This window comes from Mesorhizobium sanjuanii (assembly GCF_002529485.1).
Classification (GTDB): Bacteria; Pseudomonadota; Alphaproteobacteria; order Rhizobiales; family Rhizobiaceae; genus Mesorhizobium; species Mesorhizobium sanjuanii.
On sequence record NZ_NWQG01000022.1, the window covers coordinates 71,621 to 94,161 of the forward strand.

At 62.7% G+C, this 22,541-nt stretch carries 24 protein-coding genes and 3 pseudogenes; 21 read left to right on the forward strand and 6 right to left on the reverse strand.

Features of this window, described 5'->3' with window-relative positions; all coding sequences use genetic code 11:
• Positions 1-9 precede the first annotated feature (9 nt).
• Entirely contained in the window at positions 10-1,134 is a 1,125-nt protein-coding gene (gene argE, locus CN311_RS04840; protein WP_097572248.1) for an acetylornithine deacetylase, read from the reverse strand.
• 8 nt (positions 1,135-1,142) lie between these two features.
• Positions 1,143-1,436, reverse strand: coding sequence for a hypothetical protein (locus CN311_RS32160; protein ID WP_133117134.1), 294 nt, complete (start codon positions 1,434-1,436; stop codon positions 1,143-1,145).
• Here CN311_RS32160 and CN311_RS04845 point away from each other — a divergent pair.
• From CN311_RS04845 to CN311_RS33820, 5 genes and pseudogenes are all read left to right on the forward strand, one after another.
• The gene (locus tag CN311_RS04845; protein WP_097572294.1) at positions 1,420-2,277 is read left to right on the forward strand and encodes a GNAT family N-acetyltransferase; all 858 of its coding nucleotides are present in this window, start codon (positions 1,420-1,422) and stop codon (positions 2,275-2,277) included. The genes CN311_RS32160 and CN311_RS04845 overlap by 17 nt on opposite strands.
• An 89-nt stretch (positions 2,278-2,366) precedes the next feature.
• A complete protein-coding gene (locus CN311_RS33265) occupies positions 2,367-2,561 on the forward strand; it encodes a hypothetical protein (protein ID WP_245440732.1) in 195 nt (64 codons plus the stop codon).
• Positions 2,507-2,680, forward strand: coding sequence for an SDR family oxidoreductase (locus CN311_RS33270; RefSeq protein ID WP_245440726.1), 174 nt, complete (start codon positions 2,507-2,509; stop codon positions 2,678-2,680). Before CN311_RS33265 ends, CN311_RS33270 begins: the two co-directional genes overlap by 55 nt.
• The gene (locus tag CN311_RS33275) at positions 2,635-2,778 is read left to right on the forward strand and encodes a hypothetical protein (RefSeq protein WP_245440733.1); all 144 of its coding nucleotides are present in this window, start codon (positions 2,635-2,637) and stop codon (positions 2,776-2,778) included. Before CN311_RS33270 ends, CN311_RS33275 begins: the two co-directional genes overlap by 46 nt.
• A gap of 461 nt (positions 2,779-3,239) precedes the next feature.
• Positions 3,240-3,332: pseudogene (locus CN311_RS33820) on the forward strand (DUF308 domain-containing protein); the annotation flags it as partial.
• 146 nt (positions 3,333-3,478) lie between these two features.
• On the opposite strand, the pseudogene CN311_RS04855 reads toward CN311_RS33820, so the two are convergent.
• Positions 3,479-4,193: pseudogene (locus CN311_RS04855) on the reverse strand (LysR family transcriptional regulator).
• Between CN311_RS04855 and CN311_RS04860 the strand changes: the two are divergent.
• Together CN311_RS04860 and CN311_RS32445 are read left to right on the forward strand one after the other, a co-directional pair.
• Positions 4,173-4,424: pseudogene (locus tag CN311_RS04860) on the forward strand (VOC family protein); the annotation flags it as partial. The pseudogenes CN311_RS04855 and CN311_RS04860 sit on opposite strands and share 21 nt — an antisense overlap.
• Before the next feature lie 618 nt (positions 4,425-5,042).
• Complete coding sequence (locus CN311_RS32445; protein ID WP_165779585.1) at positions 5,043-5,207, forward strand: hypothetical protein; 165 nt, start codon at positions 5,043-5,045, stop codon at positions 5,205-5,207.
• 35 nt (positions 5,208-5,242) lie between these two features.
• Here CN311_RS32445 and CN311_RS04865 read toward each other — a convergent pair whose 3' ends face one another.
• The gene (locus CN311_RS04865; RefSeq protein WP_165779590.1) at positions 5,243-6,805 is read right to left on the reverse strand and encodes a GMC family oxidoreductase; all 1,563 of its coding nucleotides are present in this window, start codon (positions 6,803-6,805) and stop codon (positions 5,243-5,245) included.
• 155 nt (positions 6,806-6,960) lie between these two features.
• On the reverse strand, positions 6,961-7,632 hold the full coding sequence (locus CN311_RS04870) for a GntR family transcriptional regulator (RefSeq protein WP_097572249.1): 672 nt from the start codon (positions 7,630-7,632) through the stop codon (positions 6,961-6,963).
• A 182-nt stretch (positions 7,633-7,814) separates the two neighbouring features.
• Here CN311_RS04870 and CN311_RS04875 point away from each other — a divergent pair, with 182 nt between their 5' ends.
• From CN311_RS04875 to CN311_RS04920, 10 genes are all read left to right on the forward strand, one after another.
• Positions 7,815-8,651 carry an alpha/beta fold hydrolase gene (locus tag CN311_RS04875; protein ID WP_097572250.1) on the forward strand — a complete coding sequence of 279 codons (837 nt, stop codon included), beginning with the start codon at positions 7,815-7,817 and terminating at the stop codon, positions 8,649-8,651.
• Positions 8,652-8,694: 43 nt separating this feature from the next.
• Positions 8,695-9,834: an FAD-dependent oxidoreductase gene (locus CN311_RS04880; RefSeq protein WP_097572251.1), complete on the forward strand. Its 1,140-nt coding sequence runs from the start codon at positions 8,695-8,697 to the stop codon at positions 9,832-9,834.
• Between the two features lie 63 nt (positions 9,835-9,897).
• On the forward strand, positions 9,898-10,488 hold the full coding sequence (locus tag CN311_RS04885) for an amino acid synthesis family protein (protein ID WP_097572252.1): 591 nt from the start codon (positions 9,898-9,900) through the stop codon (positions 10,486-10,488).
• A gap of 30 nt (positions 10,489-10,518) precedes the next feature.
• Entirely contained in the window at positions 10,519-10,977 is a 459-nt protein-coding gene (locus tag CN311_RS04890; RefSeq protein WP_097572253.1) for a YbhB/YbcL family Raf kinase inhibitor-like protein, read from the forward strand.
• A gap of 72 nt (positions 10,978-11,049) precedes the next feature.
• A complete protein-coding gene (locus CN311_RS04895) occupies positions 11,050-11,772 on the forward strand; it encodes a class II aldolase/adducin family protein (protein WP_097572254.1) in 723 nt (240 codons plus the stop codon).
• Positions 11,773-11,885: 113 nt separating this feature from the next.
• Positions 11,886-13,514, forward strand: coding sequence for a GMC family oxidoreductase (locus CN311_RS04900; RefSeq protein ID WP_097572296.1), 1,629 nt, complete (start codon positions 11,886-11,888; stop codon positions 13,512-13,514).
• Complete coding sequence (gene fhmpcd1 / locus CN311_RS04905) at positions 13,511-14,440, forward strand: 5-formyl-3-hydroxy-2-methylpyridine 4-carboxylate 5-dehydrogenase (RefSeq protein ID WP_097572255.1); 930 nt, start codon at positions 13,511-13,513, stop codon at positions 14,438-14,440. The genes CN311_RS04900 and fhmpcd1 overlap by 4 nt, the downstream gene beginning before the upstream one ends.
• 130 nt (positions 14,441-14,570) lie before the next feature.
• On the forward strand, positions 14,571-15,401 hold the full coding sequence (locus CN311_RS04910; protein WP_097572256.1) for an ABC transporter ATP-binding protein: 831 nt from the start codon (positions 14,571-14,573) through the stop codon (positions 15,399-15,401).
• On the forward strand, positions 15,398-16,213 hold the full coding sequence (locus CN311_RS04915; protein ID WP_097572257.1) for an ABC transporter permease: 816 nt from the start codon (positions 15,398-15,400) through the stop codon (positions 16,211-16,213). Before CN311_RS04910 ends, CN311_RS04915 begins: the two co-directional genes overlap by 4 nt.
• A 37-nt stretch (positions 16,214-16,250) precedes the next feature.
• Positions 16,251-17,261 carry an ABC transporter substrate-binding protein gene (locus CN311_RS04920; protein ID WP_097572258.1) on the forward strand — a complete coding sequence of 337 codons (1,011 nt, stop codon included), beginning with the start codon at positions 16,251-16,253 and terminating at the stop codon, positions 17,259-17,261.
• Positions 17,262-17,298: 37 nt separating this feature from the next.
• Here CN311_RS04920 and CN311_RS04925 read toward each other — a convergent pair whose 3' ends face one another.
• A complete protein-coding gene (locus CN311_RS04925) occupies positions 17,299-17,724 on the reverse strand; it encodes a hypothetical protein (protein ID WP_097572259.1) in 426 nt (141 codons plus the stop codon).
• A gap of 124 nt (positions 17,725-17,848) precedes the next feature.
• Here CN311_RS04925 and CN311_RS04930 point away from each other — a divergent pair, with 124 nt between their 5' ends.
• The 4 genes from CN311_RS04930 to CN311_RS04945 all read left to right on the forward strand — a co-directional run bounded on the left by CN311_RS04930 (position 17,849) and on the right by CN311_RS04945 (position 22,531).
• Positions 17,849-18,853 carry a putative B6 ABC transporter substrate-binding protein gene (locus CN311_RS04930; RefSeq protein WP_245440727.1) on the forward strand — a complete coding sequence of 335 codons (1,005 nt, stop codon included), beginning with the start codon at positions 17,849-17,851 and terminating at the stop codon, positions 18,851-18,853.
• 75 nt (positions 18,854-18,928) lie between these two features.
• Positions 18,929-20,497 carry a putative B6 ABC transporter ATP-binding protein gene (locus CN311_RS04935; protein ID WP_097572261.1) on the forward strand — a complete coding sequence of 523 codons (1,569 nt, stop codon included), beginning with the start codon at positions 18,929-18,931 and terminating at the stop codon, positions 20,495-20,497.
• Positions 20,494-21,591 carry a putative B6 ABC transporter permease subunit 2 gene (locus CN311_RS04940; RefSeq protein WP_097572262.1) on the forward strand — a complete coding sequence of 366 codons (1,098 nt, stop codon included), beginning with the start codon at positions 20,494-20,496 and terminating at the stop codon, positions 21,589-21,591. Before CN311_RS04935 ends, CN311_RS04940 begins: the two co-directional genes overlap by 4 nt.
• A 4-nt stretch (positions 21,592-21,595) precedes the next feature.
• Positions 21,596-22,531, forward strand: coding sequence for a putative B6 ABC transporter permease subunit 1 (locus CN311_RS04945; protein ID WP_097572263.1), 936 nt, complete (start codon positions 21,596-21,598; stop codon positions 22,529-22,531).
• Positions 22,532-22,541 lie beyond the last annotated feature (10 nt).

Consider the following 22,541-nt stretch of genomic DNA (forward strand, 5'->3'; position numbering starts at 1 on the left):
CGGTTTCCTTCAAGCCGCGCAGCGCGCGCCCAGCGCCTCGATCAATCGCTGGCAGCCCGCGAGTTCGCTGGTGACAATGTACTCATCCGGCTTATGGGCGCGGTCGATGTCGCCGGGTCCACAGATGATCGCATCGAGCCCCGCGGCCTGGTAGAGCCCGGCCTCCGTTCCGTAGCTGACGGCGGCAAGCGGCGCTTCGCCGGTCAGCGCGTGCAGAAGTCCCGCAATTGGTGCGTCCGGCGGCAGCGACATCGCCGGATAGGCGCTCTTCGGGTTCCACGCGATGCGAAAGCCATCGGCCGCGAGCGCCTCTGCGCGTGCCCTTACAGGTGCCAGCAGGCTCGCAGGGTCGACGCCAGGTATGGCGCGTGCCTCCAGGTCCAGAGTGCAGATGTCGGGGATGATGTTGACCTGATGTCCGCCCGTCACCACGCCCGCCTGCAGCGAGGAGTAGGGCGGCTCGAAGGCCGGGTCGAACGGACCGTGTGTCAGCCGTTCGGCCTCGTTCACGGCCGCGCTCAGCGCAGCGGCCATGGCATGGATGGCGTTGAGGCCGAGATCGGGCCGCGAGGAATGGCCGGTGCGCCCGTTGATGATCACACGGGCGGCCGCCTTGCCCTTGTGGCCGCGCACGGCGCGCATGCCGCTCGGCTCGCCGACGATGACGCCGAGCGGCTTCGCGCAAAGCTCGGGAAGGCGGGCGATCAAATGCGGCACGCCGCGGCATCCCACCTCCTCGTCGTAAGAGAAGGCGAGGTGGATTGGCCTGGCGAGGCGTAGTCCCGCCAGCGCAGGCACGGCTGCGAGTGCCGCGGCAAGAAACCCCTTCATGTCCGTGGTGCCGCGTCCGTAGAGCCGTTCGCCCTCCCGGCGCAGCGCGAAAGGAGACGAGCTCCATTGCGGCTCGGCGGCGGGAACAACGTCCATATGGCCGGACAGGATATAGCCCGGGACGTTGGCGGGGCCGATCGTCGCGAAAAGATTGGAACGATCGCCCTCCGGCCCTGGAAGCACGGTGACCCGGGTTCCGTGTTCCGCGAGATAGGCCTCGATCCAGCCGGCGATATCGCCATTCGGCCTGCCGGCGACCGATGGAAAGGCGACGAGACGGTCGAGGATGTCGAAGACGTCCATTCCAGCCCTCAAAGCGTTTCGGGTTCGCCGGAATCGGTGCCGTCGACCATATGCTGCCAGATTTCCAAAGAGGATGCGTGCGTTCTTTCGCGATTGCGTGCCGAAAGCTGAAATGTTTCAGTTGAATCTTGCGTTGCTGCGCGGCTTTCGAGCAAATCGTATCGGTCTGCTCGTTTAGCGTTGGCGGGCAGAGGGTGGCCACCAGTGCGTGGCGCTCTGGTGCGGTAATCTTGCAGGGGCACAGAATTGAAGCCGTCCGGAAGCTTGAAAATCGATACCTTCTCGATGCGGATCGGCGACATCGAAGACGTCGAGCTGGACCGCTTGCACGCGCTTTCGCTCTCCGTGGGATGGCCGCATCGCGCCGAGGATTGGCAATTCGTGCGCGAGTCGGGACAGGGGTTGGTGGCGCTCGATGAGATCGGCCGGGTTCTCGGTTCGGCCATGTGGTTCGCGCATGGTACGGATTTTGCAACCGTGGGCATGGTCATCACCTCGCCGCGGTTGCAGACGCTGGGGGCGGGGCAATGGTTGATGAAGCGGGTTTTCGACAAGGTCGTAGGCCGCGACTTGCGCCTCAACGCAACGCGTGCGGCAAGGCGGCTCTATCTCTCGCTCGACTTCCAGCCGGAGAAGACAGTTTATCAATGCCAGGGCATCGCCCGTGCGCAGACCATCGTTGGGCCGGCAAATAACAGGGGCGATGTCCGGCGTTTGGTCGAAAATGATATTGCCGCCGTGATCGCGCTCGATGCGACTGGGTTTGGCGTGAGGCGGGCTGCGCTCATCGAAAGGCTTTTCGCACACTCGGCCGGCTATGGTCTTTTCAAGGGCGATACGCTGACCGCTTTCGCGCTCTGCCGGCCGTTTGGGCGGGGTCATGTCGTGGGGCCGGTGGTGGCGGAAAGCGACGCCGACGCCGTGGCCGTCGTCCGGCCGCACGTGGCCGACCATTCGGGGTCTTTCCTGCGCATTGACACCCACATGGACCAGGGCGAGTTCGCTGCCTTTCTGTCGCACAGCGGAATGCCTATTTTCGACACGGTGCTCACCATGTCGATGGGCAAACGCCTGGCCGATTTTTTCGTCGTCGGCGCTACCCCTCCAATGACCTTTGCCCTCGCCAGTCAGACGCTTGGGTAGTGCAGTTCAGGACGCTGACTGAATTGAGGATGTTGGAGCGGTGACGGTACTTTTTAGGACGGCTTGGGCACGCCGTCGAACGCCGCAAGGTGCGAAAAATCGCCCGCGTCGAGGCGTCGCGCCTGATGCCCGAAGGCGGGCGCATCCTCGTCATCGGATCCGACACCGCCGACAGCATGCCGTTCCCCGGACTTGCAGCCCATGTGCTGACCAAGGCGGCGATGCAGGCATGGCGCGCGGCCTGGCACGCGACCTGGGTCCGCGCGACATCACGATCAACGTAATTCAGCCTGGTCCGACGGATACCGACATGAACCCTGCCGATGGTCCGCGCGCGCGGCCGGCATGCTCGAGTCGATGGCAATCAAGCGCTATGGCACCGCCGACGAGGTCGCGAGCCTGACGCTCTATCTCGCCGGAACGCAGGCACGCGGGATCACGGGCGCCATGCACACGATCGACGGGGCTTCGCCGCCTGACTTCCGGTATTCACCTAGGTAGCCAAGCAGGGGAAGCGGACATGAACGGTCAGTCCGACAGCGTCAGCGTCTGTGTCACCTATCGGGGGACGACGCGGCAGATCACGAGCCGCACACCGCCTGAGCACCGACCACCAACCCACCCCGACCCCGGGACAGGAGACGTGCGCCTGCATCACAGAAAAGAAACATGCCATGAAGACCATCACCGACGCGAAGTCCCCGGACCAGGACTGGCTCAAGACCTACTACTATCTGCGCTTCGCAGTCTCCGCCATCTGGGTCGCGCTCGCCTTCACGGTCGCGAAGGCCATACTGTCGCTGGCAGCGGTGATGCTCGTCGCCTATCCCGCGTGGGACGCGCTGGCGAACTATCTCGACGCCAGCCGGAGCAACGGCTTGGCGCGTAACAAGAGCCAGATGCTGAACTTCGTCGTCAGCGTGGTGACGGCGATCGCCGTCGCGGCGACCCTGCCGCACGGCATGCACGCGGTGCTCCAGATCTTCGGTGTGTGGGCTGTCCTGACCGGCCTCCTCCAACTCATGACCGGCCTGCGGCGCTGGAAGTCGTATGGAGCCCAGTGGGCGATGATTCTCAGCGGCGCCCAGTCGGGGCTCGCCGGGGCATACATGCTCAGCAAGGCCGTCGGCACCGCCCCGGTCAGCATCGCTGACCTCGCGTCCCCTACGCCGCCTTCGGCGCCTTCTTTCAGGGCCGCACATCATGCCGTGGCTTTCACCAGATGGTCCGACACCGTCGAGATGAACGCACGAAGACGCTTAAGACGCCGTAGGTCCCGGTGGTATCCCATCCAAATTTCTCGCGTTGGCGGCGGCGTCGGCAGTTCCAACCTGCGGATACCGGGGATCTGATTGCCGACCACTCGGGGCAAGACAGCGATGCCGACGCCATGCCTGCATGCGCCCCTGGACGTTGCGGTTGTTCGATCGCAGGACTGGTCTCGCGTTAGGGAAACTCTCGATGAGCCACGCGATGTCAGGGAAATGGCCCGTGGATGTGTCATGGGTGATCAGCCGGAAACCGGTCCCGTCGCCATAGTTGGGATCAGCCGCCTCCTCGGCGATGTAGACGCCATATTCGAGCCTGAATAGCCGCTGCTGAACGACATCGGCAGTGTCGAACGGAACGATGCGAAACGCGACGTCGGCCTCCCGTTGGGCGAGGCTGAACCGGCGCGTGCCGGTCAGGATCTCGACGTCGACATTGGGATAGGCCTTCGAGAAATCTGCCAGGATGGGAGGGAGCACATAGGCCCCAAACCAGTCCGCTGATGAAATGCGCAGACTGCCCTTGAGATTCTGTTCCTGCCCCGCAAGCCGGCGCTCCATGGCCAACGCGCCTTCTTCCATCTGCTCCGCCAGCGCGATGATCCCATGGCCCTCGTCGGTCGAGCCAGCGACTTCGGCATTACGCACTTCGGCGTCTACACTGACGACATCGACGCTTCGATTGAGCGCTTCGAGAAGGCCGGTGGCACAGTCCTTACCGCGCCGCGCGCTATTCCATACGCCACCGAAAAAGGTCCCGGAAACAGGGTCTGCTATTGCCGCATGCCATGGGGCACGACGATTGAGTTGATCACCACGCCTGACCGCATGGCCTATCATGACCAGACGGATCTGCGCAGGTGGCAGGACGAAGACTGAGCAAGGGCGCGAAAAGGGAACCGCAGCAGCCAAGTCGCGCCCAGACATTGCCCGTTTTGGCAGGCGGCGGGTCGTGCCAACGCTGACGGTACTTTTCGCGCAATTTGGATCCGGGCGTCAGAGCTGGAAAGGATCAGAAATAGCCGATGGCAGCCGATAGATGGCTTGCGGAGGTTGGTGGAAATTCCTCAACGATATCAGTAGCGTAGCTTTCTGACAGGTCCTAGGCCGGTAGTCCCTGGGCGAAAAAATATTTCTTCAATGAATTCAAATGGTTGATATGGCCCCGAACAATCGAGTGGGAATGAGGGGAGCGACGACGGCAACAACCTCATTTCGGCGGCCTATTCGACCTCCGTTTGCAACCACGCGGCATTCACTCGTCGTTGGGTTCGTGCTCCTTCTAAACAGCCTGACTAATCTGAAACGCACCGGCGAGAATGTGAAGCGCCATGGGCTTGGGAATAGGGCAATGGCGTGGAATGGCGTGCAAATCGGCGGGCTTCGCTCTGAGGTCATCGCGCTCACAGCGAGCTGGCTGAGCGCACCTGAATGAGGTCAAAAGTCGCATAAGATGTAGACTGGATCCTGCAGAATGGGCACGATCCGACATGGCCGGTGCCGCTCGCCGACGTTGCCGAACCGCTCGCCGCGGCGATCGCGCTCACCGACCGCACGCTGGCCGGCAAGAGCCGCGCGCATCTGCCGTGCCTGCATGTCGGAGTCAAAACAATCTTATCCCGGAGGACGAGCTGCAACGGCCGCGATCTTCGCGAGGAATGATGAGATGAACCGGTCAAGAACATCAGCCCTTCGGGTCAAGATTGTAGGGTTTCCCGGTGCCATCGAGCGAAGGTCTCGGCGATCGCGAGGACCGCAGCATGAATCGGCCCTGCGGTTAGGTTGGGCATAATCGACGCATCCACGACAAAAAGATTGTCGAGCGCCTTGAACCGTAGATTTGCATCGACGACGGCGTCCGGGTCCTTGCCCATCCTGCAAGTACCGCAGGGATGATGGTGTGTGATGACCGACCGCGCGATGAAGTCGTCGACCTCGGCCGCACTGTTCAGGGCGCCTGGCAGGAGTTCGCGCTCTCGCCAGCCGGCGAGTTCACCTCTATGTCCGATTGTCCGTGCTGCCTCGAGAGCTCGGCGAAACAGTTCGCGGTCCCGACCGGTTTGCAAGTATGCCGGGTCGATTATCAATCGATCACCGAGCTCAGGCCCACTTATGCGCACGCTGCCGCGGCTCGTCGGATGGGTGATCCCGAACAGCAGCGTGTAGGCCGTGCCGGCGGCAGGCGCCTGGAAGCATTCGGACACGATCGGCGCGATGCCGCAACCAACGACTATTTCAGGTCGCCCGGTAGCGGTGAAGTTGCCAGCTCGCATATAGGCCATCGACTCCGAATGTTGGAGGCGCGATGGAGGAACCGGCTCGCGGGCCGCATAAAGGTTGCCGGCACCAAGCAGGTGGTCCTGAAGGTTTCGACCGATTTCAGGCATATCGATCAAGCAGCCAATGCCCGCGGCATCGAGCACATCGTGCGGACCGATGCCCGAACGCATCAGCAACGCCGGACTTTCCAGCGCTCCGGCACAAAGTACAATTTGATCCGCAAAGACTTCGACCGAACCCTGTCGCCCTACGACCTCGAGGCTGCGGACCTGATTGCCCTCCAAGTTGAGCCGCCGAACCCGGGATCCCGTAAGGATGGTCAGGTTTTGGCGGCCGCGAACAGTCTTTGTGAGCCAGGCGTCCGCCGTCGTAACCCGCCGCCCGTCGCGAATGTTCAAGGAGTTCGGGGTGACACCGATCATCTCTCCGCTGTTGTGGCCCTCAAGGCGAGGCAGACCTAACGCTGCGCCTGCCTCGATGAAGGCACGAGCAAGCGGACTTACTTCGTCCGCCGGTAAATGGATCGGCAACGGCCCGCCCTTGCCGTGAATGCCGTCGCCACCAAGCGGGTGGTTTTCGATAGCTTGGAAAACAGACAGCAGTTCATCCCAACTCCATCGGCGATCCCCGGTCGCGTCGACCCAAGCCTGGAAGTCGGAAGGATGACCGCGTATGTAGCCCATCGCGTGCAGGCAACTCGAGCCGCCGATCAACCGCCCGCGCGCCCAATGATGCACCCGGCCTGCGGTGCCGGCTTGCGGCTCCGTGCGATAGTCCCAATCATAGCTGCGGCCCTGAAGCGTCGGCCAGGCAGCGGGGTTCCAGATGTCGGGGTCCGTCGCCTCTTCGCCTGCCTCGATCAGCAGAACGCGACTGTCCGGCTCTTCACTCAGTCGCGCGGCAAGCAACGTGCCGGCCGACCCACCGCCGACGATGACGATATCAGAATTCGGTTTGCGCTCGACATTGGCCCCGGTCATCATCGCTCCATCCGCCACTTGCTGGCTTCGATAGCCGGCACGTCTGACACCAACATTGTGAAGACCGCGCGCACTGATCTGCGGCGGCAGATACCCGATCCGAAACGTCATGAAGGACTTCCAGTCTCAGACGGAACTACAGTCTTTCGAAGGACTCAAAGCCCACTGTCCATGGATATCTTCGCTGCCGCTTTCGCCTTCAAGACATGCTGTTTCGAGGCTTTGCGGGCGGCTTTCTCGTCGCCGGCGGCGATGGATTCGAATATCTCTCTCATCTCCGCCAGGCTGCTTTGTGCTCTGCCGTCCAATGACATCGATCGTCCTCGAAAGAAGCTTATCCTGGCCACCAGACCGCGATGCACTTCTTCCAGGATCGGATTCCCGCAATTCGCGAGTATGATTGAATAGAAGTCTGCGGCGGTCATGACCTGCGCCAGGCTGTCATTGCTGGATGCCGCCTCTTCGAATGCGGAAAGAGACTTCTCAAGGTCACGCAACTGTTCCGGGGAAATTCTCAACGCGCATCGTCCCGCTGCCTCGACTTCCAACAGCTCTCGAACCTCGTAGATGGCGGTTGCCACCTCCCACGAAAGTGCCGGTATCGACGGCCCGCGGTTGGGTACAATCTCGATCAGGCGCTCGGCCTCAAGACTGCGCAAAGCCTCCCTTAGCGAGGGGCGGCTGATGCCGAGTTGGGTGCACAGTTGACTTTCGACAAGGCGGCTTCCCGGCTGGAACAACCCCGAGAAGATCGCGAGCCGTAACTTGTCGACGGTTTCCCGTTGCACGGTCCGTGGCGAAATTCGCAAATTCAAATCTGGGGTCATCGGTAACGTCTCATGGGCCTCTGAGTCGCAAGCTGAAGCAGCATACGCCACGCTGTGCAAATTTGATAGCAGGATAGTCAGATTGTCAAATCTGAAGATTGCAAGAATGTCAGACAATCGGCTTGACGCGGCCCCCGCTTGTATGATCCTTTTGCAGGAGACGGGCAGCGGAGACGAGGATCATGGACATGGCGGTGGACAGACTTTCCGACCACTTCATCTCGCGACGCGTCGACACTGGCCGCATCACCTTGAACGTGCGCGAGAAGGGCAACGGCCCATTGATGCTGTTCTTCCACGGCATCACCTCCAACTCCGCCGTCTTCGAGCCGTTGATGGCTCGACTCTCAGATCGGTTTACGACCATAGCGGTTGACCAGAGGGGGCATGGCCTCAGCGACAAGCCGGAAACCGGCTACGAGGCGAATGACTACGCGGACGACATCGCCGGCCTGGTACGCACTCTCGACCGGGGCCGTGCCATCCTGGTCGGACATTCGCTCGGTGCCAGAAATTCCGTCACGGCCGCAGCGAAATATCCGGACCTGGTGCGGTCGGTCGTCGCGATCGACTTCACGCCGTACATCGAGACTGAAGTGTTCGACGCGCTGGAAGCGCGGGTAATCGCGGGGGACCAGCTGTTCGATAATGTGGCGGCCATCGAAGCATACCTCGCCGGCCGCTATCCGAATATTCCCGCCGATGCTATCAAGATCAGGGCTGAGAGCGGCTATCAGTCGGTCGATGGCGGATTGCGTCCATTGGCCTCGCCCGCGGCCATGGCGCAGACCGCCAGGGGCCTGCGATCAGACTTGGTGCCGGCCTACCGCGACGTGACGAAGCCCGTCCTCATCGTGCGGGGCGAGACGAGCAAATTGGTCTCAGCGGCGGCGCTAGCGAAGACAAGTCAACTGCGGCCTGATCTGCCTGTCGTCGTCGTTCCGGGCGCCGACCATTACGTCAACGAGGTCTCTCCCGAGATCACGTTGAAAGCCATCACCAACTTCATAGACGCCTGACGGCCAAGCGCGCCGTCTTCTTGTACGCAGCAGGATCCAGAAAATGGCCAACGTAAACAAAACTCCGGGCAAAGCGCGTCGTGCCGAGGTCGCTGGCGGCGGCTTTGCCGGCCTGACAGCCGCCATCGCGCTCAGGCAGAATGGTTGGGATGTCAGGCTGCACGAAAAGAGCTCTGATCTGCGGGCGTTCGGCGCAGGCATCTATCTCTGGCACAATGGTCTTCGCGTGCTTGAGGGGCTGGGTGCCTTGGAGGATGTGCTGAACGGTTCGCACACGCCGCCGACCTACGAGACCTGGATGCAGAACAAGTCCGTCTCGAAGGAGACCTTTCACGGCCTGCCGTGGCGGGTCATGACGCGGAGCCACCTGCACAATGCGCTGGTGCGCCGCGCAAACGATGTCGGCGTCGAGTTTCGGGTGAACTCCGAAGCCATCGCGGCGGACCCCGCCGGGCGGCTGACGCTGCAAACCGGCGAGGTGCTGGAGGCCGATCTGATCGTCGGTGCCGACGGTGTTGGTTCCAAGGTGCGCGACTCGATCGGTTTCAAGCAGGAGCGCTGGGCCGCTACAGACGGTATCATTCGGCTCATCGTGCCGCGTCTCAAGGAGCGGCTTGGCGAGGGCGAGTGGGACAATACCATCGACATGTGGAACTTCAGCCCACGTGTCCAGCGCATTCTCTATTCGCCGTGCAACGACCAGGAACTCTACCTTGGCATGATGGCGCCGGCGTCCGATCCGCGCGGCTCGCGCGTGCCGATCGATTTGGAGGTGTGGGTCGAGATGTTCCCGTTCCTCGAACCCTGTCTCGTGGAAGCAGCGAAGCTGCAGTCGGCCCGGTATGACAAGTACGAGACGACGAAGCTCGACAGTTGGGCAAAGGGCAAGGTCGCGCTTGTGGGCGATGCGGCCAACGCCATGTGCCCGGCGCTTGCACAGGGCGCCGGCTGCGCGATGGTCAATGCATTCAGCCTCGCCCAGGACATGGCGACTGTTTCCTCGGTCGTGGATGCACTGCCGCAGTGGGAGGCGCGCATCCGGGGGATCACGGATCGCTGCCAGGCGCTCTCGGCCGACTATGCCGCGAACCGCTCGCTGTCGAAGGGAAACATGTTCACGCCGGTAGCCTTGGAGGCCGCCTGTTACGACCCGCTGCGCCGCGTCTCTTCGTGGCCGCAATAGCCGGTGGGCGCACGCAATAACGGTTTTCGCGCGCAAGGGCTGCGCGCCTGCTGGGAGACACGAATGGATTACTCGCTGGAAGTTGAAAAACATTACGATGTGCGCGGCTGGTATTCCACCATCCATGAAATCCGCCACGACGGCGGAGCGCCGGGGGAGGGTCTGGTCAAGGGCGCGGTTGGTGTCATCATCCGCAATCCCTTTGCCGGCAAATTCGTCGCAGACCTGTCGGAACTGACGGATTCCAGTCAGGCCATCGGCCATGCGCTTGGTGAGCGGGCTGCGGCCCTTTTGGGCAACAGGCCGGTCGAAAGCTATGGCAAGGGCGGCATCGCCGGCACGGCGGGCGAGCAGGAGCACGTCGTTGCCTGTATCACCACGGTGTTCGGCGATCCGCTTCGCCAGCAGGTCGGTGGAGGCAGGGCCTGGATCTCGTCTGCCAGCAAGGTCGCGGTGGCCGGCACGGCGATCGACATCCCGCTGGCGCACAAGGACGAGCTCTACATCCGCTCGCACTATGATGCCGTCACCTTCGCCGTTCCGGACGGCCCGCGCCCCGACGAACTGCTGATCTGCGTCGCTGTCGCCTCCGGTTCGCGCGTACACCAGCGGGTCGGCGGCAAGACCGTCGCCGACCTCAATGCCGCAGTCTAGCGCGATATAGTTTCTGAAAGGACGAGTTACGTGCCCCTGAACATCAAGGACCTCAAGATCACGTCGGCCGATTTCGAGCCGCTAGGAATGCTGCGTGACGAGCATGCGGGCGACAAAGGCAATGTCTTGCCGAGGCTGACCCTCAGCGGCGTGCCGGCAGGAACCAAGGAGCTTGCCGTCATCTGCCACGATCCAGACGCGCCGCTGGCCAATGGCTTCACCCACTGGGTGGTGTACGGTATCGATCCGTCGACCACCGACCTGTCGGACGCCCAGGAGAGATTCCGCGTGGGGCCCAATGGCGCCGGCGACAAGCAGTACTACGGTCCCCAGCCGCCTGCAGGTCACGGAAAACATCACTACTATTTCTGGGTCTACGCCCTCGACACCAAGGTCGAAGGGACGCCGACGCGGGAGGAATTTCTCCAGACATACGCCGGCAACATCATTGAGCAGAACCGGATCGTCGGTCTGTACGAAAACAAGTGAAATATCCGGGCGCCGGCGGTCGATAACGACAACAAGAATGATCGCAGGCGCCGCCTAGTGGGAGAATTTGAAGTGACAGAGAACAAATCCGCTCGCAGCACGGTTTTCGAGGAGCTGGTCAGGGCCACAAAAATCCTTCTGCATGAAGGCATCATGGACACGTTCGGGCATATCAGCGCCCGCGATCCGGAAGATCCCAACTTCTTCTTCCTAGGACAGAAGCTGGCTCCGAGCCTGATCACCGTGGATGACATCCAGCGGCTGAACCTGGATGGCGAGACGCAGGACAACCGGCCCTCCTATCTGGAGCGCTATATCCATTCCGAGATCTACAAGGCGCGCCCTGACGTCCAGTGCGTGCTCCATACCCACTCGCCGGCCGTCCTGCCCTATTGTTTCGTGGACACCCCGCTGCGGCCCGTCACCCATATGGGTGCGTTCATGGGCGAATCCGTTCCGGTTTACGAGATCCGCGACAAGCATGGCGACGCCACCGATCTTTTCGGTGGCAGTACCGACGTCTGCGCCGATATCGCCGAAAGTCTCGGCGGCAGCACCGTGGTCCTCATGGCGCGCCACGGCGTGGTCAATGTCGGTAATTCGGTGCGCGAAGTCGTCTTCCGCGCTTTCTATCTGGAGCAGGAGGCGAAAGCGCTGACGGCCGGCTTGCAGATCGGCAAGGTGAATTATCTGTCGCCCGGCGAGGTCAAGACGGCTGGAAAGCTTGTCGGCGCGCAGATCGACCGGGGTTGGAACCACTGGTCGCAGCGTCTGAGAGAGGCTGGCCTGCTCTAGCGGCGGCCACCTTGAGGAATGCCTGGAGCGTCCGGCAAGCGCAGGGATTTTCCAGGCTCGGTTTCGATAGGTTCCTGACGCAGGCGCGTCAGGCGAAGGCAATGAAACACACCATGCCGCATGCGGAAAGCTACGATTACATCATCGTTGGGGCCGGATCAGCCGGTTGCGTGCTCGCCAACCGGCTGAGCGCCGACCCAAGATGTTCGGTGCTGTTGCTGGAGGCAGGCGGCTGGGACCGTGATCCCATGATCCACATCCCGCTCGGATGGGGTAAGATTTTGACCGAGCGCCGCCATGACTGGATGTATTTCTGCGAGCCTGAAGACAACGTCGGTGGGCGTCGGGTCGAATGCGCGCGCGGCAAGGTCATCGGCGGGTCATCCTCGACCAACGCCATGGCCTATGTGCGGGGGAACCGCGGGGACTACGATCGTTGGGCAGCCACAGGGCTCAGCGACTGGTCGTATGACAAGGTCCTGCCGTATTTCCGTAAGCAGGAAAGCTGGGAAGGAGGCGAGAACCAATATCGTGGCGGCGACGGCCCGATCAGCACCCAATTCTGCCGCTACAAGGACACGCTGATCGACGCCTTTGCGCAAGCCAGCGTGCAGGCAGGCTATGCGCAGACGAACGACTACAATGGCGAGCGGCAGGAAGGTTTCGGCCGCCTCCAGATGACGATTTCAAAAGGCCGGCGTTCCTCGACAGCGTCAGCCTATCTGCGGCCGGTGCTGAAGCGGCCCAACTTGACCGTTCTGACGGAAGCGAGCGCAACGAAGATCGTGCTGGAGGGTGCGCGCGCCACCGGCGTCGCCATCAACCATCGCGGAGGCGAACGCACGGTCCTCGCCCGTAAGGAAGTGCTGCTTGCCGGCGGTGTGATCAACACGCCGCAACTCATGATGCTGTCGGGCATAGGGGCGCAGGATGAACTTTCCGCTCACGGTATCCAGACGCGGGTCAACCTGCCGGCAGTCGGCAAGAACCTGCAGGATCACGTCTCGGTCATTCTCATGTACCGGCGCCGCAATCCAGGTCCGTTCCTGCGGAACATGCGTGCCGATCGGATCGGGTTCGATTTCGTCAAGACTTACCTCACGGGACGAGGTTTTTCCGGCGACGTGCCCGGCGGGGTTGTCGCCTTCCTGAAGAGCGGTCCGGCGCGACCGTTACCGGATGTGCAACTGCTCTTCACGGCGGCTCCGCTCGCCGCATGGCCATATCTCAGGCCGTTCAAGGCGCCGTTTCCGGACGGCTTCGCAACGCGGATCGTGGCGACACAGCCTGAAAGCCGGGGAGCGGTGAAACTGGCGTCGGCCGATCCTTTCGCGGCGCCGCTGATCCACCAGAATTTCCTCGCCTCGCCGAAGGATTGGGAGTCGCTGCGGGCCGGCTTCCGGGTGGCAAGGGATCTTGCGGCGCAGCCCTCCATGCAGCCCTTCATCGAGGTGGAGTTCTTTCCTGGTCCGAAGTGCCAGAGCGACGACGAGATCGACGAGCATATCCGCAAGACCTCCATCACCGTGCATCATCCGGCCGGGACCTGCCGGATGGGAGCCGATGCAGCCTCGGTCGTTGACCCGCAATTGCGGGTGCGCGGCGTCGAAGGCCTCAGAGTGGTGGACGCTTCCGTCATGCCCGACCTCGTCTGCGGAAACATCAACGCGGCGGTGATCATGATTGCCGAGAAGGCCGCCGACCTCATCGCGAGTTCAAAAGAAAGCAGGGCAGGGCAATGATCCGACGTATCGCCATCATCGGTCTGGGTACGATGGGACCGGGCATGGCTGCCCGGCTCGCCAGAGGCGGCCTCCAGGTAGTCGCCTACGATGTGGCCCCGGCAGCGATCGAGCGCGCGCGATCCATGCTGAGCGTGGCCGAAACCGTTCTCGACGCCTTGGCTATCGCGCCTCCGCCGGCCGGCGTCGGAACCGTCCGCTTCACGGATGACCTCGGCGATGCGGTTTCCGGGGCCGACCTCATCATCGAGAACGTGCCTGAAAACATCTCCGTCAAAGGCGATGTCTACCGCGCGATCGACGGCCTGATAGCATCCGATACGATCGTCGCTTCCGACACGTCGGGAATCCCGATCACAAAACTGCAGGAGCACATATCGCATCCCGAGCGGATGGTCGGCATGCACTGGTCGAACCCGCCGCACATCATCCCGATGATCGAGGTGATCGCCGGCGAGACGACAGCGCCGCAAACCGTGGCGACGATCCGCGATCTGATCCGCTCGATCGGCTTGCTGCCGGTGGTGGTGAAGAAGGACGTTCCCGGCTTCGTCGAAAACCGCGTGCTCTATGCGCTGCTGCGCGAGGCGGTCGACCTTGTCGAGCGCGGCGTCATCGATCCTGAAGATCTGGATACCTGCGTGTCATGGGGCATCGGCTACAAGATCGCCGTGATCGGGCCGATGGCGCTGCTCGATATGGCGGGCCTCGACATCTACAAGTCCGTCTCTTCCTTCCTTAACGCGGACCTCTCCAATCGCGACGATGTCGCGCCAATGGTGCTGGAAAAGACGAACGCGTCGAAGTTCGGCATCAAGTCGGGCGAGGGCATGTTTTCCTATACGCCCGAGCAGACCAAGGCGCTGCAAGGCGAACGGGCTCGCAAGCTCGTCGCTGTGCGGCGCATTCTGGAAGGTCGGGAGTAGCCAATGGCGCATCGTGCTCACAGGGTCGGCCGGATCGGGGACTTCGTAGCGGTCGCTGTTGGCGCCAAGCAGACTTTCGCGGACCGGACGGTGCGGCTCCGATTGACGACAGCCCATGGGGTGGCAAGCCATGCGCATTGAAACCATCCGAGCAGCCGGCGACCGGCCGGCTCATAGCCGCCATGACGACCTGATCTCCGCCAAGGGTGTCTCGGTGATCATGGCCAAACAACTGATTCTGCAGAACATCGATCTTTCAGTACCGAAGGGGTCGTTTGTCTCCCTTATCGGTCCTTCCGGTTGCGGCAAGAGCACCTTGCTCAAGGTTCTGGCCGGGCTTGTAAATCCGACGAGCGGCAGCGTTTCGATCGCCGGACTTCCGCCGGTCGAGGCGGCGCGCAAGCGCATGATCGGGCTTGTCTTCCAGGACGCCAACCTGCTCCCCTGGAAGAATGCCGTCGATAACGCGTCGATGCTGCTTGGCATCGCCGACAAGTCGCTCTCGCGCGCGGATTTGCGCGCTCGCGGGCAGGAAATGTTGGAACTGGTGGGGTTGGGCGACAGCGCCCACAAGCGCCCCCATGAATTGTCCGGCGGCATGCGCCAGCGCGTCGCTATCGCGCGGGCCCTGGCGCTCGATCCGGCGGTGCTGCTGATGGACGAGCCGTTCGGCGCGCTCGACGCCATTACCCGCGACCAGATGGGCCAGTCGCTGCTGGAGATCTGGCAGCGAACCGGCAAGACCATCGTGCTCGTCACCCATTCGATGGACGAGGCCATTCACCTGTCGCGCCATGTCTACGTGCTGGGGATCAAGCCTGGGCGGATCGCCGAAAGCCTCGACATTGGTCTGCCCTATCCCCGCGATCTATCGGTGCCGGAAGATCCGGAGTTCGTCAGGCTGATGGTTCAGCTGCGGACGATGCTGCGCGCCAGCCATCAACCGGGAGGCGCGTCGTGAGCGATCAAACTGTCGCCAATTCCTCCGGGTCGCGGCTTGTCTCAAGCTGGGGTGCCGCAACACGCAGCTGGCTTCCAGCGGTCATCCTTCTGTTGGCGACGATCGTGGTGTGGGAAGCCGTGGTGCGGATTTTCGCCATATCCGCTTTCATCATTCCCGCCCCGTCCGAGATCGCGCGATCGCTGGTCGCGCAATGGGCAACGCTGATGCAGGCGACACTGGTGACGGCAGGCGAGATCCTGTTCGGGTTCCTTGTCTCTGTCGTGGTCGGCATTGCCCTTGCGCTGGTCATCGTGCGCTTCGACTGGCTGGGACGAGCGCTTTATCCGCTGGTGGTGCTGTTCCAGAACGTGCCCAAGGTGGCACTGGCGCCGATCTTCATCCTCTGGTTCGGCTACGGGCTCGCGCCCAAGATCGGCCTGATCCTGGTCATCGCCTTTTTCCCGGTGACCTTGTCTATGCTGGCCGGCATGCAGTCGGTCGACCGTTCGCTGTTGTCGTTGATGAATTCGGTCGGTGCCAGCCCGACGCAGATCCTGTTCAGGATTCGCGTTCCGCATTCGCTGCCGAACCTGATGGCCGGAACCAAGATCGCCGCGACGCTCAGTGTCATCGGCGCCATCGTCGGCGAATTCGCCGGCGCCTCGGATGGGCTCGGCTACGTCATCCAGTTCGCCTCGACCCAACTCGACACCGCGCTGGTCTTCGCGGCCCTGCTCCTCGTCTCGGTGCTGGGCATCGCCTTTTACTACGCAGCCGAAATTCTCGAACGCATCGTGGTGCCATGGGCACCGAAATTCAGCCACGCCTAGGTTCCCTAGGACAGTCAACGACAGGAAGGATCGATCAATGCTGAGACGCTCACTCATCAAGGCGGCCACGCTTGCAGCGTTTGCCGGCGCGCTTGGCTTCTCCGGCGCAGCACTGGCGGCGGACAAGGTCAACGTCCAGCTCGACTGGGTGGTGCGCGGCAACCACGCTATGTTCTTCGTCGGCAAGGAAAAGGGCTTCTTCGCCAAGAACGACATCGACGTGGCCGAGATCCGCAAAGGATCCGGTTCTCCGGACGCCATGCGCCTGGTGGGTAACGGGAACGCCGATTTCGGCTTCGGCGATCTTCCCACGCTCGCCGTCGCACGATCGCAGAATGTGCCGGTCGTGGCGCTGGCCGCCGTCAACCAGCATTCGCCGCTGGCGATCATCTCGCTCGCCAAGACCTTGAAGCTTACGAAGCCGGCCGATCTCAAGGGTCTCACCATCGGAATTCATCCCGCGGGATCGACCTATATCTTCTTCAAGGGTTTCCTTGCCGCGAACGGCCTGACCGAAAAGGACATGACGCTGAACAGCGTCTCTCCACCCTACGAAAGCTACCTGCTTCTCGGTCGCGTGCAGACCGTGGTCGGCTATGTCGACGCCGAGGTTCCGGAACTAGAAGCCAAGGCCGGCGGTCCCGGTTCGCTCAGCATCATGATGGGCGCCGATCACGGCTGGAAGGCTTACGGCTCAGGCCTGTTCACCTCGCAGACGATGATCAAGGACAAGCCCGAAATCGTCGCCCGCTTCGTCAGGGCATACAGGGAGGCATTCGACTATGTCGTGGCCCACCCCGAAGAGGCCGCCGAGATCACGGCCAAGGCCGCACCCGGTTATGCGGACAAGAAGGATGTGCTGCTGGCGCAGATCAACGCCGATATCGCGTCGACCTTCAACAGCCCGGACACCAAGGAGCACGGCCTCGGCTGGATGACGAAGACGCAGTGGGAGGAAACGCTGAAGACGCTCACCGATCAGGGCGTGCTCAAGACGGCTCTCTCAGCCGACGATGTTTTCACCGATAAATTCCTAGCTAAGGAGTAGGTCGCGCGATGTCGCGGGCCAACGAATCGATGAGCGCCTACCGGCAGACCAGTCTGTCCTGCCCCATAACGCAGGACACGGCGCGTTCGCCTTTCGCCGCGTCGGTGCGGTCGAGCGTGATTTGCCCGCGCGTGGCATATGCGCGACCCGACAGGCCGCACCACAGCCGCTCGACGGGCAGGTTTTCGCGCTTGTCGTTGAGGATCGTGAACGTGCCCGTCTTGGGGTCGAACCAGAGTTCGAGGCGAGCGCTCTTGCCCGGCTCGACCGTCGCGATCCCGGCCGAATACCAGTGGGCGAAGTCGGCATTGCAGGACAGCCCTTCATTGCCCGCATTCGAAATCGTCAACGGCACCATGTCGAGCCCGTCGGTGCCCTTTCGGACGATGACGTGGTGCAACTCAACCGCGTTGGCGAAGGATGTGAACGCCAGCGCCACAGGGAGAACATAACGAATCTTCACTTTGCCTGAGCTCCACGGGTAAATTTTCTCAGGCAGTCTACCTCGCATGTGCGCAATAACAACAAGAATATTGATTGGTAAATCAAACAGAGAGGGTAACATGTTAAAGATTCTGAAGAGTAGTGTGAGCGCAGCTATACTAAGTGGCGTCTTGCTAGGCAGCGCGTTTGCCGGCGAAGTCAAGTCGATCGCCATCCTGACGCCCGAAGAAGGCACCGATTACGGTTGGAACCAGCAGGGCATCGATGCCGCCAAGGCGGCGGGCAAGGCCGCCGGCGTCGAAGTGGTCGTGGCCCAGGGTCTCGGCTATGGCGATGTTCGTCCGACGTTGCGGGAGCTCGCGTCCGACGGCGCCAGCTTGTTGATCGCCCACGCCAGCGGTTACAACACCTCGGCGCCTGAAATCGCCAAGGAATTGAAGGTTCCGGTGGCGATCGTCGATACGCCGACCGGTCTGGAGAAGGGCCTCGTCGCCGACTACACGCTGAGTGGTCACCAGGGCGCCTATCTAGCCGGCCGTCTTGCCGCCAAGATGTCGCGCTCGAAGTCGGTCGGCATCGTCGTGTCGGGCGAGCCGCCCTCGTGGAACTCGCAGTCGGCGGCGTTCGCGCAGGGCGTGAAGGCCGAGAATCCGGATGTCAAGATCACCTATGCGGTGATCGGGCCCGCCGCCTACAGCGACGCGGCAGGCGGCAAGCGCGTCACCGAAAGCGTGATCGCGTCGGGCGCCGACATCATCTTCGGCCAGGGCAACGGCTCGAGCTTCGGCATGCTGCAGGCGGTCGAGACGACCAAGGCCGGTGACGGCGGCAAGGTCTATTTCATCGACGTCATCGGCGACAAGACGCCGATCGACAAAGGCTTCCTGCTGTCGTCGGTGGTGTGGAACATCGAGCCGGTCTATGCGGCGATGATCGCCGATCTGAAGGCGGACACGTTTGGCACCAAGAGCTACTCGATCGGCCTCAAGGACGATTCGGTCAAGCTTCTGAAGACCGCTGCGATCCCGGACAATGTCTGGACCGAGATCCAGGCGCTGCGCGACGACGTCATTTCCGGCAAGATTCCGGTCGAGCCGGTCTATGATGCAGCGGCCGTCAGGGCGCTGATGACCAGCGTCGCCCAGTAGGGCGATCATGGTCGGCCGCCGGAGGGGTGACCAGTTCATCCCTCCGGACAATTCCCATTTTTGTGCTGGGCTTTCATGAGCAGTCTTTCTTCATCGTCCGTTGCCGCGCGCGACATCGTCGCGCTTGAGGGCGTGACCAAACGCTTTCCCGGCATTGTCGCCAATGACAGCATCGATCTGTCGATCCGTCCCGGCGAGGTGCATGTGCTGCTCGGCGAGAACGGCGCGGGAAAATCCACCTTGATCGGCATGCTGTCGGGACTGCAGCAGCCGGACGAGGGACGCATACTGGTCGATGGCAAGCCAACGCCGATCACCTCGCCGCGCCATGCGCTGGCGCTCGGTATTGGAACCGTCTTCCAGCACATGATGCTGGTGCCGACGCTGACAGTGGCGGAAAACCTCTTGCTTGGCGGGCCGTGGTGGCAACGCCCCAGGACCGAAGAACTGGCGGCGCGCGTCGCCGAGATCACCAGCACGCTTGGCATCACCGTCAAGCTGCATGCGAAGATATCGGAGCTTTCGCTGGGCGAGCAGCAGCAGGTCGAAATCCTGCGCGCGATGGTGCGCAACAGCCGGTTGCTGATCCTCGACGAGTCCACCTCGATGCTGACGCCGACAGGCATCGACGAACTGGGCGCGCTGATGCGCCGCCTCGTCGAGCAGGGACTGTCGATCGTCTTTATCACGCACAAGCTCAAGGAGGCGGCGGCCTTCGGCGACCGCATCTCGGTGCTGAAGCTCGGCCGCAAGGTTGGCGAGATTCCGCCCGAGCGGTTCCGCACGCTTGGCGAACAGGAGATCATCTCTGAGATCGTGGAATTGATGTTCGGCCAGCAGAAGGACGATCCGGAAGCGGTCGATCGCCCGATCCGCACAGTCCGCGCCGAAGCCGCTCCGCTGCTTCAGGTCGCGGATCTGGCGGTCGCGCCGACGGACAACGCGCCGGGCCTGTCGTCGATCTCCTTTGAAATTCGTCCGGGCGAGATCCTTGGCATCGCCGGCATCGACGGCAACGGCCAGAAACAATTGGCAGAGGCCTTGGCCGGTCAACGCGTGGCGACCGGTGGTTCGGTGCGGCTGGAGGGAACCGCTATCGAGACGCTGAGCGTCGGCGAACGCCGCCAGCGCGGTCTTCGCTACCTGACCGACGACCGGCTGGGTGAAGGCACGGTTGGAACTTTCCCGGTCTCGATAAACTTCTTCCTCAAGCAGGTGGGCACCGCTCCGTTCTGGCGCAACGGCTTCGAACAGCGCGCCGAGATCGACAAGCGCGCCGCCCAGCTCGTGCGTGAATACGATGTGCGCACGCCAAGCCTGAAGACGCCGGTCGCGCGGCTTTCCGGCGGCAATATCCAGAAGGTTCTGCTGGCGCGCGAACTGGCCGAAGGCGCCAAGGTTGTGATCTTCAACAAGCCGACCTATGGGCTCGATCTCGCCAACACATTAGCGTCGCGCCAGCGCATCCGCGATACGGCAGCCCGTGGCCTTGCGGTGCTGCTGATCTCCACCGACCTCGAGGAATTGCTGAGCATATGCGACCGCATAGCCGTCATCGCCAACGGAGCGCTGGTCGGCACCGTCGAGAACGTAGACGACGCCCGCACCAAGGTCGGTCGCCTGATGATCGGACTTGCCGCATGAGCATCGACACCGCACCCACCGTCAGCGCCACCGCACTTGATGCCACGAGCGGAGCTGCGACGCGCCGCGACATCCTGCACAGGCTGCTGATGACGCTCGGCCCGATCCTCGCCGCACTGGTCATCGCCGGTTGCATCCTGCTTGCCGTCGGCGTCGACCCGCTCGCCTATTATGGCTATGTGCTGGAAAAAGGCCTGTTCTCGCCGCTTGGCATCCAGCAGACGCTGACGCGCATGGCGCCGCTGCTGTTTCTTGCCGCCGGCCTGATCGTGGCCTTTCGCGCCGGTATGTGGAATCTGGGCGGCGACGGCCAGTTCCTGCTCGGTGCCGTCACGGCAGCCGCCAGCGCCCCGGTGTTCGTCCAGTTGATGCCGGCCTGGCTGGCCCTCATCTGTTCGTTCCTGATCGCCGCGGTGGTAGCGATGATCTGGTCGCTGGTGCCGGCGCTGCTGCGGGCCTATCAGGGCGTCAACGAGATCATCACCACACTGATGATGACATTCCTGGGCACCTCGCTCGCCAATGTTCTGGTCAAGCTTGTGTTTCGCGATCCCGGCACGACCGTTCCCCAGACGCGCACGCTGCCCGTGGAAGACCGGCTGCCGCGCCTGTTCGATACGACCATCACCAGCGGCCTGCTGCTCGGCCTGGCAGCAATCATCATCGTGCATCTGGTGATGACGCGCACGGCGTTCGGCCTGAAATTGCGGATCGTCGGCGCCAATCCACGAGCGGCGGTTCATGCGGGGCTGGGCGTGCCTGGCCTGACGATTGCCGTCTTCGCCATTTCCGCCGGGCTCGTGGGCCTTGCCGGCGCCGTCGACATCATCGGCGTGCAGGGCAATGTCCGCGCCGACTGGAATCCCGCTTACGGGCTGGCGGTCATTCCGGCCGTGTTCCTCGCCCGCATGAACGGTTTTGCCGCGATAGGTTTCGTGTTCCTGCTTTCAGTGCTGTCGATCGGCGGCGAAAGCGCTGCACGGCGGCTTGGCGTGCCCAATCATTTCACGCTGGTGCTGGTTTCCATCGTGCTGATCGTGCTCGCTCTCGCCGAGTATATCGATCACCGCTACAACCAGTCGCGGAGGGCCTGAAGCCATGAACGGCCTGTTCAGCGAAGTCTTTCTCAGCGCGCTCTTGTTCGGTGCCATCACCGCGGCGATCCCGCTGCTGCTGGCCGGCCTCGGCGAGCAGATGTCGGAAAAGGCCGGCGTGCTCAACATCGGCATCGAAGGCATGATGCTGGCCGGTGCCTATCTTGGCTTCGTCGGCGCCTTCTATTCCGGGTCGCTATGGCTCGGGTTCCTCACAGGGGCCGCCGGCGGCGTCGCGGTGGCGCTGATCATGGCGCTGCTGTGCGTGCGCATCGGGCTGAACCAGATCGTCATCGGCATCGCGCTGACGCTCGGTCTCGAAGGCCTGACGGCGCTGCTTCATCATTTCCAATTCTCGCGCAGCTATCCCCGCCTGCCGGCGGCGGACGCCACCGTCATTCCGCTGCTGTCGGATATTCCTGTCATCGGGTCCGCCTTCTTCAAGCATCACCTGATCGTCTATCTGGCGGTCGCGCTGGTGTTCGGCATGGGCTACCTCTATCGGCGCACGCAGCTCGGCCTCAACCTGCAGGCCGCGGGCGACAAGCCAGCCGCGCTCGACGTCGCCGGCATCGACGTCATCAAGACCCGGACCATTGCCGTGCTGACGACCGGCGCGCTGGCCGGGCTCGGCGGCGCCTATCTCGCCAATGTCGGGGCGGGCCTGTTCATTCCGTTCATCACCAACGGTGCCGGCTTTCTCGGCATCGTTCTGGCAATGCTGGCGCGCGGCCGGCCGATCTGGGTGCTGTTCGGCGCCCTTTTGTTCGGCGTCTGCCTGTCGCTGACGACGGCCATGCAGGTGGCGGGCATCAACATACCGACCGACGTCATCCAGATGCTGCCGTTCCTGGCGGTGATGATCATGCTGGTGTTGTTCGGCCGGCGGGCCAGTCTGCCGGCGGCACTTGGCATTCCATACGAGCGCGGTGCGCGCTGACAACAATCAG